Source organism: Citrobacter sp. RHBSTW-01044 (assembly GCF_013781945.1).
Lineage (GTDB): Bacteria > Pseudomonadota > Gammaproteobacteria > Enterobacterales > Enterobacteriaceae > Citrobacter > Citrobacter braakii.
The window spans coordinates 1,893,727-1,907,947 of sequence record NZ_CP056180.1; the positions used below are offsets into that span (position 1 = coordinate 1,893,727).

Genomic DNA, 14,221 nt, shown 5'->3' on the forward strand with positions numbered 1-14,221 from the left:
CAATGCAATATATCCAGCAACCCCAGGCGATTGAGGCCAAAAGTTTCGACATTATTGGCGAGATCATCCGTGAAACCCGCCCGGACTATCAGTTTGCCAGCCCGTTACATGAAGCCATTATCAAGCGGGTTATTCACACGACAGCGGATTTCGACTGGCTGGACATTCTGTGGTTTTCCAGTGATGTGCTGGAGCAGTTCTGTGCGGCGCTTAGCCGTTCGAGCGTGATTTATACCGATACCACTATGGCCCTTTCCGGGATTAATAAAACGCTGCTGGCAAAATTCGGTGGCGAATGCCGCTGCTACATCAGCGACCCGCGGGTCGTGCGGACGGCAAAAGTGCAGGGCATTACCCGGTCAATGGCGGCCGTTGACATTGCGGTGAAGGAAGAGGGTGAAAAGCTGTTTGTGTTTGGCAACGCGCCGACAGCGCTGTTCCGCCTGCTTGAGCATGATGTGGCCGTCAGTGGCGTAGTTGGTGTACCGGTTGGGTTCGTCGGTGCAGAAGAGTCGAAAGATGCACTGACCCAAAGCAATCTGCCCGCCATTGCTGCGTTAGGTCGTAAAGGAGGAAGTAACGTCGCCGCCGCGATCGTCAACGCCATGCTTTATCACATGCAGGGGGCGCGATGAGCGAGTCCTTCGATACGCCTGTGTGGCACAACGGTAAAGCGCTGCGTAAAGGATATACCACGGGATCGTGCGCGACGGCGGCGGCAAAAGTGGCGGCGCTGATGGTATTGCGCCAACACCTGATCCATCAGGTTTCTATCGTGACGCCATCAGGTGTGACGCTGTGTCTGAACGTAGAGTCACCGCATATCGAAGGACAGCAGGCGATAGCCGCCATCCGCAAAGACGGTGGCGATGATGTGGATGCCACTCACGGCATGCTGATTTTTGCCCGCGTGACGTTAAACGATAGCAAAGAGATAACCCTTCAGGGCGGGGAAGGCGTTGGCACGGTAACCCGCAAAGGGATCGGCCTGCCAGTGGGCAGTTCGGCGATTAATCGCACACCTCGCCAGACCATTGAGTCTGCGGTTCGTGAGGCGATTGGTCCGAATCGTGGGGCGCAAATTGAAATTTTCGCGCCGGAAGGCGAAGAGCGGGCGCAAAAAACCTACAACTCCCGCCTTGGCATTCTGGGCGGCATTTCGATCATTGGTACGACTGGGATCGTCACGCCGATGTCTGAAGAAAGCTGGAAACGTTCACTGTCGCTGGAGCTGGAAATTAAGCGAGCGGCGGGGCTGGAGCGTGTCGTACTGGTGCCAGGAAACCACGGCGAACGTTTTGTGCGTGAGCAGATGGGGATCGACACCCAGGTTGTGGTCACTATGAGCAATTTTGTCGGCTACATGATTGAAGAAGCCGTACGTCTGGGGTTCCGACAAATTGTGCTGGTGGGACACCCTGGTAAGCTCGTCAAAATTGCGGCGGGGATCTTTCATACCCACAGCCATATTGCCGATGCTCGCATGGAAACGCTGGTGGCCCACCTCGCGTTACTGGGGGCGCCGCTGGAACTGCTCACGCTGGTCAGCGACTGCGATACCACCGAGGCGGCGATGGAACACATAGAAGCATACGGTTTTCAGCACATTTACAACCATCTGGCTAAGCGCATCTGTATGCGCGTCCTGCAAACGTTGCGCTTTACCAAAAATCCCCCGACCTGTGACGCCATCATGTTCTCTTTTGATAATCAGGTGCTTGGAAGTAATCGCCCGGTCGCAGAGATTGCTGAGGAGATGCAATGTTAACCGTTGTAGGGATGGGGCCAGCCGGTTTGCATTTGATGACGCCTGCGGCGCGTGAAGCGGTCGCAACGGCTGATGTTCTGGTCGGTGGAAAGCGACATTTGCAGCAATTCCCGGATTTTACCGGTGAACAGTTTGTTCTCGGCGCCAATATTCTCGAACTTTTGAACTGGATTTGCGCGCACCAGGAGCAACGCGTTGTGGTGCTGGCATCTGGCGATCCGCTGTTTTACGGCATCGGGACGCGCATGGTGGCGCATTTTGGTATTGAAAATGTGCGCATTATTCCCGGTATTAGCGCGGTGCAGTACCTGTGTGCGCAGTCCGGTATTGATATGAACGATATGTGGCTGACCAGTAGCCATGGTCGCAGCGTCTGTTTCGATGAACTGGCGCGACATAACAAGGTGGCGATGGTGACAGATGCGCAGTGCGGCCCGCGTGAAATTGCGCAGCAGCTCATTGCACGAGGCAAGGGACATCGCTGGATGGTGATTGGCGAAAACCTGGCAATGGAAAACGAACGGATCCATTTCCTGCCTGTGAGCGAAGTTAACGCCGACTATGACATGAATGCAGTGGTGATCCTTGATGAAAGATGAGCTGTTTTTACGTGGAGAGAAAGTGCCGATGACCAAAGAAGCGGTACGTGCACTTGCCCTCTCAAAACTTGAATTACACCGCGCCAGTCACCTGATTGATATTGGCGCGGGAACTGGCAGCGTGTCGATAGAAGCCGCGCTGCAATACCCTGGATTGCGCGTGACGGCAATCGAGCGTAATCCGGCGGCGCTCAGGTTGCTGGATGAAAACCGCCAGCATTTTGCCTGTGCAAACATCGACATTTTTCCCGGTGTTGCGCCGATGACCATCGCTGAAAAAGCCGATGCCATTTTCATGGGCGGCAGCGGCGGCCATTTGACTGAACTGATTGACTGGTCAATGCGTCAATTGCATCCCGCAGGGCGGCTGGTGATGACATTCATCCTCCAGGAAAACCTCAACACCGCGCTGGCACATCTGGACCATCTTGGCGTACCGGGAGTGGATTGCCTGCATCTACAGGTTTCCTCGCTTACCACGCTTGGCAGTGGTCACTATTTCAAACCGAATAACCCCGTATTTGTTATCGCCTGTCAGAAGGAAGGAAACCATGTCTGAGATTTTTGATCCCCGTAGCGTGTGGTTTGTTGGCGCAGGTCCTGGCGATCGCGAGCTGATTACCCTCAAAGGTTACCGGTTGCTACAGCAGGCGCAGGTTGTTATCTACGCCGGCTCGCTGATTAACACGGAATTGCTGGAATATTGCCCTGCTGGTGCTGAATGCCACGACAGCGCTGAGCTGCATCTGGAGCAGATCCTTGATCTGATGGAAGCCGGAGTGAAAGCGGGTAAGACCGTGGTGCGTCTGCAAACCGGCGATGTTTCGCTGTACGGTTCCGTGCGCGAGCAGGGCGAGGAACTGACCAAACGCGGGATTGACTGGCAGGTGGTGCCCGGCGTCAGCGCATTCCTTGGCGCGGCGGCGGAGTTGGGCGTTGAATATACCGTGCCTGAGGTCTCACAGAGCCTGATTATTACCCGCCTGGAAGGACGCACGCCGGTGCCGGAGCGCGAACAGCTGGAGTCATTTGCCAGTCACCAGACATCTATGGCGATTTATCTGTCCGTTCAGCGTATTCATCGTGTGGCCGAGCGTTTGATTGAAGGCGGTTATCCGGCGACCACGCCCGTGGCGGTGATCTACAAGGCAACCTGGCCGGAAAGCCAGACCGTGCGCGGTACCCTGGCGGATATTGGCGACAAGGTTCGTGATGCGGGCATCCGTAAAACGGCCCTTATTCTGGTCGGTAATTTCCTGGGCTCGGAGTATCACTACTCCAAACTCTATGCGGCGGACTTTAGCCATGAATACCGTAAAGCCTGAGTCAATTGCGCTTTTTTGCCTGACCCCGGGAGGCGTTACGCTGGCAAAACGTCTGGCGGCCATGCTGCCGGTCACCTGTTTTACCAGTGAAAAGCTGCTGGAGGAGGGATTCATTCCTTTCGAAAACGGCTTTGCGAATACCGCCCGCGAAGCGTTTGCGAATTACTCGGCGCTGATTTTTATCGGTGCGACCGGCATTGCGGTGCGCGTGCTGGCCCCGCTGGTCAACGACAAATTTTGCGATCCGGCGGTGGTGGTCATTGATGAACGCGCCCAGCATGTCATCAGCCTGCTCTCCGGTCACGCGGGTGGTGCCAATGCGCTGGCGCGGTATCTGGCGGGCATGTTGGGCGCCGATCCGGTGATCACCACGGCGACGGATGTCAACGATATGGCGGCACTGGATACGCTGGCATTTCAACTGAATGCCCGGATGAGTGATTTCCGTTCGGCGGTGAAGATCGTTAATCAGATGCTGGTCAGTAATAAGCGGGTTGGGCTGTGGTGGGATGATGAACTGACGCAGGATGTCAGTCATTGCGACCGGCGCGGATTTATCACGGTAACCGATCTCAATCAGCTTCCTGAACTGGATGCGCTGGTGTGTATCACCTTACGCACCAACTTACCCGATCTGCCTGTTCCGCACTGGAAGCTGGTGCCGCAGCGTGTTGTGGCCGGAATTGGTTGTCGTCGTGACACGCCGTTCCCGTTGCTGGCCGCGCTGCTTGCCAGGCAACTCGAAGCCCAGCAGCTCGATCCGCTGGCGCTTAAAGCGATTGGCAGTATCACGCTGAAAAAAGATGAACAGGGACTTATCCAACTGGCTTCGTGCTGTCGCGTTCCTTTCGAAACCTTTACTGCTGACGCGCTGCGTGAGCATGAACACCGTTTTCCGGCCTCATCGTTTGTTCGCAAAACGGTGGGTACAGGAAGCGTTTCCGGTCCTGCAGCCTGGCTGCTGAGCCACGGAAAACTGTTAGGCGAGACCCTGCGAGAACAGGGCGTCACTATCACTTTGGGAGTTTCACACTGATGTTAAGCGTAATTGGAATTGGCCCTGGCTCGCAGGCAATGATGACCATGGAAGCCGTTGAAGCATTGCAGGCAGCGGAAATCATCGTTGGCTATAAAACCTACACCCACCTGGTAAAAGCGTTCACTGGCGACAAGCAGGTGATCAAAACCGGGATGTGCAAAGAGATTGAACGCTGCCAGGCGGCGATCGAACTGGCGCAGGCAGGTCACAATGTGGCGCTGATCAGCAGCGGTGATGCAGGGATTTACGGTATGGCCGGGCTGGTGCTTGAGCTGGTCAGCAAGCAAAAGCTGGACGTTGAGGTCAGGCTGATCCCAGGAATGACGGCCAGCATTGCCGCCGCCTCTTTGCTGGGCGCGCCGTTGATGCACGACTTCTGCCACATCAGCTTAAGCGATCTGTTAACACCGTGGCCAGTTATCGAAAAACGTATAGTGGCTGCCGGCGAAGCAGACTTTGTAATCTGTTTCTACAACCCGCGCAGTCGGGGTCGCGAAGGACATCTGGCGCGCGCATTTGAGCTGCTTTCTGCCAGCAAGAGCGCGCAAACGCCGGTGGGTATTGTGAAGTCAGCCGGACGTAAAAAACAGGAAAAATGGTTGACCACCCTGGGTGAAATGGACTTTGAACCGGTTGATATGACCAGCCTTGTGATCGTTGGCAACAAAACAACCTATGTTCAGGACGGCCTGATGATCACGCCACGAGGTTATGTGCTGTGAATTACGGTGATGTGTTGGTCATGGGCGGTACCAGCGATGCGCGCATGCTGTGCCAGCAACTGGACGCAGCCAATGTGGCCTACACCCTGTCAGTTGCGACTCCAACGGGGAAGCAGCTGGCGGGAGATATCAAAGGTCAGGTGCGCTGCGGGCGTCTGGAGCGCGAACAAATGATTGCCTGGCTACAGGAAAATCGGACGCGCTGGGTGATAGACGCCTCGCATCCGTATGCCGAGGTGGTGAGCCGCAACATCATGAACGCCTGCGAAGCGGCGGGGGTACTGCTGAGCCGCTATCAACGTCCTGAGCAGTTAAGCGGTTTAACCCACCCGCAGCTTTATACCGTACAGAGTATTCAGCAAGCCTGCGAGGTTGCGCGCCGTTTCGGTGACCGCGTGCTGCTGACGACCGGCAGTAAAGATCTGGCTATCTGGCGCGAAGGGTTGCCTGAAAAAACGCTGTTGGCGCGCGTCCTGCCTGTACCCGAGGTTATTCAGCAATGCGCGGACCTGGGATTTGGCGTCGGTGAGATTTTTGCATTGTGCGGGCCGTTTAGCGCCGAGTTCAACGCTGCGTTTTACCGCCAGTGTCAGGCTGATGTGGTGATCACTAAGGCATCCGGTGCGGAAGGTGGTTATCAGGAGAAAGTTCAACCCTGTCTGGATGCTGGTATCCCCTGCATCGTGATTACACGTCCGGCACCGTTGGTGACGGGAGAAGAGTTACTGGAAAGTCAGGCCGCCTTTGGGGCGCGTTTAACGCGCTGGCTGGCCGCTGCTTAAGGAGTTAGAGATGAAAAAGGCGCTTCTGGTGGTCAGCTTTGGCACCAGCTATCACGACACCTGTGAGAAAAATATTGTGGCTTGCGAGAGCGATCTCGCAGCCAGTTGCCCTGACCGCGACCTGTTCCGGGCGTTTACCTCCGGGATGATTATCCGCAAGCTCAAGCAGCGCGACGGCATTGAGATCGACACGCCGCTGCAGGCGCTGCAAAAGCTGGCGGAGCAGGGGTATCAGGACGTGGCTATTCAGTCGTTGCACATTATCAACGGTGATGAATACGAAAAAATTGTCCGCGAAGTGCAAAGCATGCGCCCGCTTTTTTCTCGCCTGACGCTGGGTGTTCCGCTGCTGAGCAGCCATGACGATTACGCCCAGCTGATGCTGGCGCTGCAACAGCAAATGCCGGTGCTTGGCGAAAATGAAAAAGTGGTGTTTATGGGACACGGTGCCAGCCATCATGCCTTTGCCGCCTATGCCTGCCTCGACCATATGATGACGGCACAGCGCTACCCGGCGCGGGTTGGGGCGGTGGAAAGCTACCCGGAAGTCGATGTGCTGATTGAAAGTTTGTCTCAGGAAGGGGTGACGGCGGTGCATCTGATGCCGCTGATGTTAGTTGCTGGCGATCATGCCATCAATGATATGGCCTCTGACGAAGAGGATTCGTGGAAAACATTGTTCAATGCGGCCGGGATACCGGCTACGCCGTGGCTCAGTGGTCTGGGTGAGAATCCGGCGGTTCGCGCTATGTTCGTGGCGCATTTACAACAGGCGCTTAATGTGGCGCTGGAGGAAGCAGCATGAGCGGAAAACTGTACGCATTAAGCACCGGGCCTGGCGCTTCCGATCTTATCACCGTGCGGGCCGCACGCACGCTGGGTACGCTGGATATTCTCTATGCGCCTGCCGGGCGTAAAGGTGGCGACAGTCTGGCGCTGTCGATCGTACGTGAATATATCGGCGAGCAGACCGAAGTTCGCTGCTGCCATTTTCCTATGAGTGCTGACAGCGCCGAAAAAGAGGCGGTATGGGATGACGTTGCGGCCGCGCTAGTTCAGGAAGTCGAAGCGGGTAAGCAGGTGGGCTTTATTACACTCGGCGACGCCATGCTGTTCAGCACCTGGGTTTTTTTACTCCAGCGTATTGGCTGTCCTGACTGGTTAGAAATCGTCCCGGGCGTGACCTCTTTCGCTGCGATTGCCGCGCGGTCAAAAACGCCGCTCGCCATGGAGCAACAGTCACTGGCCGTGGTCTCCTGTACCGCGCCGGAAGCGGAAATCCAGCAGGCGTTAAAGCAGCATGACAGTCTGGTGCTGATGAAGGTATACGGTCGTTTTGCGCGCATCAAAGCGCTGCTGCAACAAGAGGGTTTGTTGGGCTGTGCATTGATGATGTCTGAAGCCACGCTGCCGGGTGAACAGTGCTGGCGTCATCTCGATGAGGTGAGCGACGATCAGCCGCTGCCTTATTTCTCGACCATTCTGGTCAATAAACAGTGGGAGTATGCACAATGAAGCTTGAACAACAGCTAAAACAGCTGTCTTTCAGCGGGTTGGCTGCGGCGCTATTACTGATGGTTGTTCCTGAACAAGCGTTCGCCATGCACATAATGGAAGGTTTCTTGCCGCCGATGTGGGCGCTGGCCTGGTGGCTGCTGTTTTTGCCGTGCCTGTGGTACGGGCTGGTGCGGCTGCGCCAAATCGTGCAGGAAGATAGTCACCAAAAAGTGTTACTGGCTTTGTGCGGCGCGTTTATTTTTGTGCTGTCGGCGCTGAAAATTCCTTCTGTTACCGGAAGTTGTTCGCACCCTACCGGGGTAGGCCTGGCGGTTATCCTGTTTGGACCGGGCGTGGTGGCAATCCTTGGGGCAATCGTCCTGCTGTTCCAGGCGCTGTTACTGGCGCACGGTGGTTTGACAACGCTTGGCGCTAACGGCATGTCGATGGCGGTGATTGGCCCGGTGGTGGGTTACATGGTGTGGAAAATGGCCTGCCGTGCGGGGTTGCGTCGTGATGTTTGCGTCTTCCTGTGCGCGATGCTGGCGGATCTCGTCACCTATTTCGTGACCTCGGTGCAACTGGGCGTGGCGTTCCCGGACCCATCCGCTGGTGCTACGGGTTCAATCATCAAGTTCATGGGGATTTTCTGCCTGACGCAGATCCCAATTGCGATAGCGGAAGGTCTGCTCACCGTAATGATTTATGACCAGTTAACCAAACGGCAGTTGATTACCGCTCAAGGACATTAACGATGAAAAAGACGCTGATTTTGTTAGGGATGGTAGTGGCGCTGGTGATCCTGCCGTTCTTTATCAACCATGGTGGAGAGTACGGCGGCTCAGACGGTGAGGCGGAGAGTCAGATTCAGGCAATTGCCCCACATTATGAGCCGTGGTTCCAGCCGTTGTATGAACCGGCAAGCGGTGAGATTGAAAGCCTGCTGTTTACGCTCCAGGGATCGCTGGGCGCAGCCGTGATTTTCTACATTCTGGGTTACACCAAGGGCAGGCAACGCCGTGATGACCGGGCTTGACAGGCTTAGCTATCAAAGCCGCTGGTTTCATGTCTCACCCGTGCGGAAATTTCTGCTCTGGCTGATGATGATGATTCTGGCGTTTACTCTGCCCCCGTTGGGGCAGGGTATTGAGCTGTTACTGATTGCCGCGCTGAGCTGCTGGCTGCTGCGCATTTCCTTCTGGCGCTGGTGTCGCTGGATGGCATTACCGTTTGGTTTTCTGACGGTCGGCGTCGTGACCATTCTGTTTAGTTTTAGCCGCGATCCGCAGACGCTGCTGGCCAGCATCCCCGTTGGAAGCTATTGGTTAGGCGTTAGCGCGCCAGGGCTTGTCACCGCCAATGAAACCTTCTGGCGCAGCCTGGCTGCGCTGGCTGCGACGTTCTGGCTGGTCCTGAATCTGCCGTTTCCGCAATTAATTATCTTACTCAAACGCGCGCACGTTCCTCGCCTGCTCACTGAGCAGATCCTGCTAACCTGGCGCTTTATTTTTATCCTGTTAGACGAGGCGCTGGCTATTCATCGCGCACAAACGCTACGTTTTGGTTATCGTAGCTTGCCGTTGAGCTATCGCTCGCTGGCGATGCTGGTGGGATTGCTGTTTACCCGCGTGTTGATCCGCTACCAGCAAATGACCACCACACTGGATATCAAACTGTATCAGGGTGATTTTCACCTGTAAGGAAAAGTATGCTTGCCACTTCAGCGCTTTGGTTTCGCTATCAGGATGACCCGATCCTCAAAGGGCTAACGCTGGACTTTTCAACGCATGCCGTCACCGGGCTGGTCGGTGCTAATGGCTGCGGGAAATCCACGCTGTTTATGAACCTGAGTGGTTTACTGCGCCCGCAGGAAGGCGCGGTGATGTGGCAAGGCAAACCGCTGGATTACAGCAAGCGCGGCCTGCTGGCGCTGCGTCAGCAGGTGGCAACCGTATTTCAGGATCCCGATCAGCAAATTTTTTATACCGATATCGACAGTGATATTGCCTTCAGCCTGCGCAACCTTGGGGTGGATGAAGCTGAAATCTCCCGCCGGGTGGATGATGCGCTCACGCTGGTAGATGCCCAGCATTTTCGCCATCAGCCAATTCAGTGTTTAAGTCACGGGCAGAAAAAACGTGTGGCGATTGCCGGGGCGTTGGTGTTGCAGGCGCAGTATTTGCTACTGGATGAACCTACTGCGGGCCTTGACCCATCAGGTCGCACGCAGATGATTGAGATAATCAAACGCATCGTAGCGCAAGGAAACCACGTGGTTATCTCCAGCCATGATATCGATCTTATCTATGAAGTCAGCGATGCAGTGTACGTTTTACGCCGGGGTGAAGTGCTAACGCACGGCTCGCCGGGTGATGTGTTTGCCCGGACGGATCTTATTGAACAAGCGGGATTAACTCAGCCCTGGCTGGTGAAGCTGCATACCGAGCTGGGCTTCCCGCTGTGTAAAACAGAGGCTGAATTTTTTAGCTGTATGCGAGAGAACGCACTGAAGGAGGCGTCATGACGCAGGCAATAATGTTGCAGGGAACGGCATCTGATGTAGGTAAAAGCGTGTTGGTCGCCGGTCTGTGTCGAATTTTTTATCAGGATGGACTGCGTACCGCACCGTTCAAATCGCAGAACATGGCGCTGAACTCTGGCATTACGCCAGAGGGCAAAGAGATGGGCCGCGCGCAAATTTTTCAGGCTGAGGCCGCCGGTATTACGCCAGATGTGCGTATGAATCCGGTGCTGCTTAAGCCGACCAGCGATCGTAAAGCGCAGGTTGTGCTGATGGGCAAAGTGGCAACCGATATGGATGCGGTGAGCTACCACGAGTACAAACCGAAACTACGGGATCAAATCCTGTCTGTTTATAACAGTCTGGCGCAGGAGTTCGATGTGCTGGTACTGGAAGGGGCGGGAAGCCCGGCTGAGATTAACCTGCGCGATCGCGATATCGTCAATATGGGGATGGCAGAAATGGCACAGTGCCCTGTCGTTCTGGTAGCGGATATCGACCGCGGCGGGGTGTTTGCCTCCATTTACGGCACGCTGGCGCTACTGCACGACCATGAACGCGCCAGGGTAAAAGGGGTGATCATCAATAAATTTCGCGGTGATGTGGCGTTGCTGTATTCCGGGATTGAGCAAATTGAAGCGCTGACCGGCGTTCCGGTCCTGGGCGTCATGCCATGGCTGGACGTTGATCTGGAAGATGAAGATGGCGTTGCGCTGCAAAAGGGCAAATATTTGCGCACAGACAAACGCGACATCGATATCGCCGTTGTTCAGATACCACACATTTCTAACTTTACTGATTTCAATGCGCTTGCCGCACAGCCGGATGTGCGCGTGCGCTATGTTCGCCAGCCTGAAGAGTTGGCGGGGGCCGATCTGGTGATTCTGCCCGGCAGCAAAAACACCCTGGGCGATCTGGTGTGGCTGCGTGAAAGCGGGATGGCGCATGGCGTGGTGCAATTACATCGTAATCACGTACCCGTGGTGGGGATTTGCGGTGGCTATCAAATGCTCGGCGAAACCATCATTGATGAAGTTGAGTCAGGACTCGGTACGTTGCCGGGGCTGGGCTTGCTCAATACCGTAACGCATTTTGCCCAGCACAAAACCACGACCCTGGTTGAGGGGCAAATGTCCTCCTCGCTGCCGGACTGGCTGGCGGGTACCGCGGGATTATCCGTTCGCGGTTATGAAATTCATATGGGTGAAACGGCATTAACCGAGGAATGCCGGTCGGTGATGACGCTGCGTAAAGACGGCGGTAACGTGGCTGATGGCGCGGTCACTGCCGATGGCCTGACGTTCGGCACCTATCTTCACGGTCTGTTCGACAGCGATGAATTTACCCGTGCGCTGGTTAATGGCCTGCGAGAACGTAAAGGGTTAGCGCCGCTGGATTCCACCTTCCATTACGCGCAATATAAATCGCAGCAGTTTGATCTGCTGGCGGATGCGATGCGGCAACACATCGATATTGAGAAAATTTATACCATCATGCAGCAACACCGGGAGCCAGTATGATGATTCTGGTGACTGGCGGCGCGCGAAGCGGCAAGAGTCGGCATGCGGAAGCGCTGATCGCAGATTCTCCAAACGTTTTGTATATCGCGACTTCGCAGATTTTTGATGAGGAGATGGCTGCGCGAATTCAGCATCATCGTGACGGACGTCCTGCGCACTGGCGGACAGCCGAACGCTGGCAACATCTCGATGAACTGATTACGGCAGCAAACGATCCACAAGAAGCCATTCTGCTGGAGTGCATCACCACGATGGTGACTAACCTGCTGTTTGCGCTGGGCGGTGACAGCGACCCGGATAGCTGGGATTACGCGGCGATGGAGCAATCTATTGAGGATGAAATTCGTTCGCTGATTGCGGCCTGTCAGCGCTGTCCGGCCAGGGTTGTGCTGGTCACTAACGAAGTCGGAATGGGGATTGTTCCGGAGAACCGTCTGGCACGGCATTTTCGCGATATTGCAGGACGTGTGAACCAGCGACTGGCGGCGGCGGCTGATGAGGTCTGGCTGGTGGTATCAGGAATTGGAGTCAAAATTAAATGAGTAAGTTGTTCTGGGCAATGCTCTCTTTTATTAGTCGCTTGCCCGTTCCTGCTCGCTGGTCGCAAGGACTGGATTTCGAGCACTATTCTCGTGGCATTGTGATGTTCCCGCTAATTGGCGTGGTGCTGGGAGGGCTGACGGGGCTGGTCTTTATGGCGCTGCAGCCCTGGTGTGGTGTGCCGTTGGCGGCCCTGTTTGCAGTCCTCACGCTGGCGTTATTAACCGGGGGATTTCATCTCGACGGTCTGGCGGATACCTGTGACGGTATTTTTTCGGCCCGTCGACGTGAGCGGATGCTGGAAATCATGCGTGACAGCCGCCTGGGGACTCACGGTGGACTGGCGTTAATTTTCGTGTTGCTGGCGAAAGTGCTGGTGGTGAGCGAACTGGCTTTGCGGGGCACGCCGATGCTGGCGGCGCTTGCAGCCGCTTGTGTCGCCGGGCGGGGTACCGCTGTTTTGCTGATGTATCGACATCGCTACGCCCGCGAAGAAGGGCTGGGCAACGTCTTTATCGGTAAAGTCACCGGGCGTCAAACCTGCGTCACGTTGGGATTTGCGGCGATCCTGGCTGCCGTGCTTCTTCCTGGCATGCGCGGCGTGGCGGCGCTGGTTGTTACGATAGTGGCGATTTTTATTCTTGGGCAGTTATTAAAACGCACGTTGGGTGGGCAGACCGGCGATACGCTGGGCGCAGCCATTGAACTTGGCGAGTTGATTTTCCTGCTGGCTCTGCTCTGAGTCAGCCAACATACTGGAACCCTTATGCAGACTTTAACCTCTTTACTCCACGCAATCCCTTCACCTGATAGTGCTGCGATGCTGCGTGCACAGCAGCATGTCGATGGCTTGCTTAAACCGCCAGGAAGTCTTGGTCGACTCGAGTCGCTCGCCGTGCAACTGGCCGGAATGCCGGGTCTGAAGGGCGTACCGCATGTGAATGGCAAAGCGATGCTGGTGATGTGCGCCGATCACGGTGTATGGGATGAAGGGGTTGCTGTTTCGCCTAAAATCGTCACGGCTATTCAGGCTGCTAATATGACGCGTGGGACGACAGGCGTTTGTGTGCTGGCCGCTCAGGCGGGGGCAAAGGTACATGTGATTGATGTCGGCATCGATGCTGAGCTTATCCCTGGCGTGGTGAATATGCGCGTGGCGCGCGGCTGCGGCAATATTGCACAAGGCCCGGCAATGAGTCGTTCGCAGGCCGAGGAGCTGCTGCTGGAGGTTATCCGCTATACCCATGAGCTGGCCAAAGATGGCGTAACGCTGTTTGGCGTCGGTGAACTTGGTATGGCAAATACGACACCAGCGGCGGCAATCGTCAGCGTGCTGACCGGCAGCGATGCCGAGGATGTGGTGGGTATCGGCGCTAACCTGCCGCTTTCAAGAGTAGGCAATAAAGTCGATGTTGTGCGGCGAGCAATCGCCGTCAATCAACCGGATCGCAATGACGGTATTGATGTGCTGGCTAAGGTAGGCGGGTTTGATCTGGTCGGCATGGCGGGTGTGATGTTGGGGGCGGCCTCCTGCGGTCTGCCGGTCGTGCTGGACGGTTTTCTCTCTTATTCCGCTGCGCTGGCGGCCTGCCAGATTGCGCCGCAGATTAAACCTTACCTGATCCCGTCACATTTCTCCGCCGAGAAGGGGGCTCGCACCGCGCTGGCGCATCTTGAACTGGAGCCGTATCTCAATATGGGGATGCGTTTGGGCGAAGGCAGCGGGGCCGCGCTGGCGATGCCGATTGTTGAAGCCGCCTGTGCAATGTACAACAACATGGGGCAGCTTGCCGCCAGTAACATTGTGCTTCCGGATGGTAAGGAAGCATAGTTTTCGGCCACGCTGAACCTCGCCCCATGGTGCAATACCGTTCAGTTAAGCCTGTATGGAAATGTTTTGCTCTGAAT

Annotated in this window: 18 protein-coding genes; all 18 read left to right on the forward strand. The window is 55.8% G+C overall.

All coding sequences use genetic code 11. The features are described 5' to 3' along the window. The first annotated feature begins 2 nt into the window (after positions 1–2). From HV352_RS09055 to cobT, 18 genes are read left to right on the forward strand one after another with little or no spacing between them, the layout of a single operon-like run. Positions 3–635 (forward strand): cobalt-precorrin-8 methylmutase, encoded by a 633-nt coding sequence (locus HV352_RS09055; protein WP_181635369.1) that lies wholly within the window; start codon positions 3–5, stop codon positions 633–635. Beyond that, entirely contained in the window at positions 632–1,768 is a 1,137-nt protein-coding gene (cbiD, locus tag HV352_RS09060) for a cobalt-precorrin-5B (C(1))-methyltransferase CbiD (RefSeq protein ID WP_016153523.1), read from the forward strand. Before HV352_RS09055 ends, cbiD begins: the two co-directional genes overlap by 4 nt. Next, positions 1,762–2,367 (forward strand): cobalt-precorrin-7 (C(5))-methyltransferase, encoded by a 606-nt coding sequence (locus HV352_RS09065; protein WP_047357940.1) that lies wholly within the window; start codon positions 1,762–1,764, stop codon positions 2,365–2,367. The genes cbiD and HV352_RS09065 overlap by 7 nt, the downstream gene beginning before the upstream one ends. Next, on the forward strand, positions 2,357–2,926 hold the full coding sequence (locus tag HV352_RS09070) for a decarboxylating cobalt-precorrin-6B (C(15))-methyltransferase (RefSeq protein ID WP_181635370.1): 570 nt from the start codon (positions 2,357–2,359) through the stop codon (positions 2,924–2,926). Before HV352_RS09065 ends, HV352_RS09070 begins: the two co-directional genes overlap by 11 nt. Continuing rightward, positions 2,919–3,692, forward strand: a complete 774-nt coding sequence (locus HV352_RS09075) for a cobalt-precorrin-4 methyltransferase (protein WP_003030275.1) — start codon at positions 2,919–2,921, stop codon at positions 3,690–3,692. Before HV352_RS09070 ends, HV352_RS09075 begins: the two co-directional genes overlap by 8 nt. Continuing rightward, the gene (gene cbiG / locus HV352_RS09080) at positions 3,673–4,728 is read left to right on the forward strand and encodes a cobalt-precorrin 5A hydrolase (RefSeq protein WP_016153520.1); all 1,056 of its coding nucleotides are present in this window, start codon (positions 3,673–3,675) and stop codon (positions 4,726–4,728) included. Before HV352_RS09075 ends, cbiG begins: the two co-directional genes overlap by 20 nt. Further along, positions 4,728–5,453 carry a precorrin-3B C(17)-methyltransferase gene (locus HV352_RS09085; protein WP_003030278.1) on the forward strand — a complete coding sequence of 242 codons (726 nt, stop codon included), beginning with the start codon at positions 4,728–4,730 and terminating at the stop codon, positions 5,451–5,453. The genes cbiG and HV352_RS09085 overlap by 1 nt, the downstream gene beginning before the upstream one ends. Then, the gene (locus tag HV352_RS09090) at positions 5,450–6,235 is read left to right on the forward strand and encodes a cobalt-precorrin-6A reductase (RefSeq protein ID WP_016156865.1); all 786 of its coding nucleotides are present in this window, start codon (positions 5,450–5,452) and stop codon (positions 6,233–6,235) included. The genes HV352_RS09085 and HV352_RS09090 overlap by 4 nt, the downstream gene beginning before the upstream one ends. A gap of 10 nt (positions 6,236–6,245) precedes the next feature. Continuing rightward, the gene (locus HV352_RS09095) at positions 6,246–7,040 is read left to right on the forward strand and encodes a sirohydrochlorin cobaltochelatase (RefSeq protein WP_019077091.1); all 795 of its coding nucleotides are present in this window, start codon (positions 6,246–6,248) and stop codon (positions 7,038–7,040) included. Then, positions 7,037–7,750 (forward strand): cobalt-factor II C(20)-methyltransferase, encoded by a 714-nt coding sequence (locus tag HV352_RS09100; protein ID WP_016156863.1) that lies wholly within the window; start codon positions 7,037–7,039, stop codon positions 7,748–7,750. Before HV352_RS09095 ends, HV352_RS09100 begins: the two co-directional genes overlap by 4 nt. Next, complete coding sequence (gene cbiM / locus HV352_RS09105; protein ID WP_016153516.1) at positions 7,747–8,484, forward strand: cobalt ECF transporter S component CbiM; 738 nt, start codon at positions 7,747–7,749, stop codon at positions 8,482–8,484. Before HV352_RS09100 ends, cbiM begins: the two co-directional genes overlap by 4 nt. A 2-nt stretch (positions 8,485–8,486) precedes the next feature. Beyond that, on the forward strand, positions 8,487–8,768 hold the full coding sequence (locus HV352_RS09110; protein WP_006683999.1) for an energy-coupling factor ABC transporter substrate-binding protein: 282 nt from the start codon (positions 8,487–8,489) through the stop codon (positions 8,766–8,768). Beyond that, the gene (locus HV352_RS09115) at positions 8,755–9,432 is read left to right on the forward strand and encodes an energy-coupling factor ABC transporter transmembrane protein (RefSeq protein WP_181635471.1); all 678 of its coding nucleotides are present in this window, start codon (positions 8,755–8,757) and stop codon (positions 9,430–9,432) included. Before HV352_RS09110 ends, HV352_RS09115 begins: the two co-directional genes overlap by 14 nt. Positions 9,433–9,440: 8 nt before the next feature. Next, a complete protein-coding gene (locus HV352_RS09120; protein ID WP_046275697.1) occupies positions 9,441–10,256 on the forward strand; it encodes an energy-coupling factor ABC transporter ATP-binding protein in 816 nt (271 codons plus the stop codon). Next, positions 10,253–11,773 (forward strand): cobyric acid synthase, encoded by a 1,521-nt coding sequence (locus HV352_RS09125; protein ID WP_016156860.1) that lies wholly within the window; start codon positions 10,253–10,255, stop codon positions 11,771–11,773. The genes HV352_RS09120 and HV352_RS09125 overlap by 4 nt, the downstream gene beginning before the upstream one ends. Then, entirely contained in the window at positions 11,770–12,315 is a 546-nt protein-coding gene (cobU, locus tag HV352_RS09130; protein ID WP_016153512.1) for a bifunctional adenosylcobinamide kinase/adenosylcobinamide-phosphate guanylyltransferase, read from the forward strand. The genes HV352_RS09125 and cobU overlap by 4 nt, the downstream gene beginning before the upstream one ends. Further along, entirely contained in the window at positions 12,312–13,055 is a 744-nt protein-coding gene (cobS, locus tag HV352_RS09135) for an adenosylcobinamide-GDP ribazoletransferase (RefSeq protein WP_019077089.1), read from the forward strand. The genes cobU and cobS overlap by 4 nt, the downstream gene beginning before the upstream one ends. Positions 13,056–13,079: 24 nt before the next feature. Continuing rightward, positions 13,080–14,144, forward strand: a complete 1,065-nt coding sequence (gene cobT, locus HV352_RS09140; protein ID WP_016156857.1) for a nicotinate-nucleotide--dimethylbenzimidazole phosphoribosyltransferase — start codon at positions 13,080–13,082, stop codon at positions 14,142–14,144. The last annotated feature ends 77 nt before the right edge of the window (positions 14,145–14,221 follow it).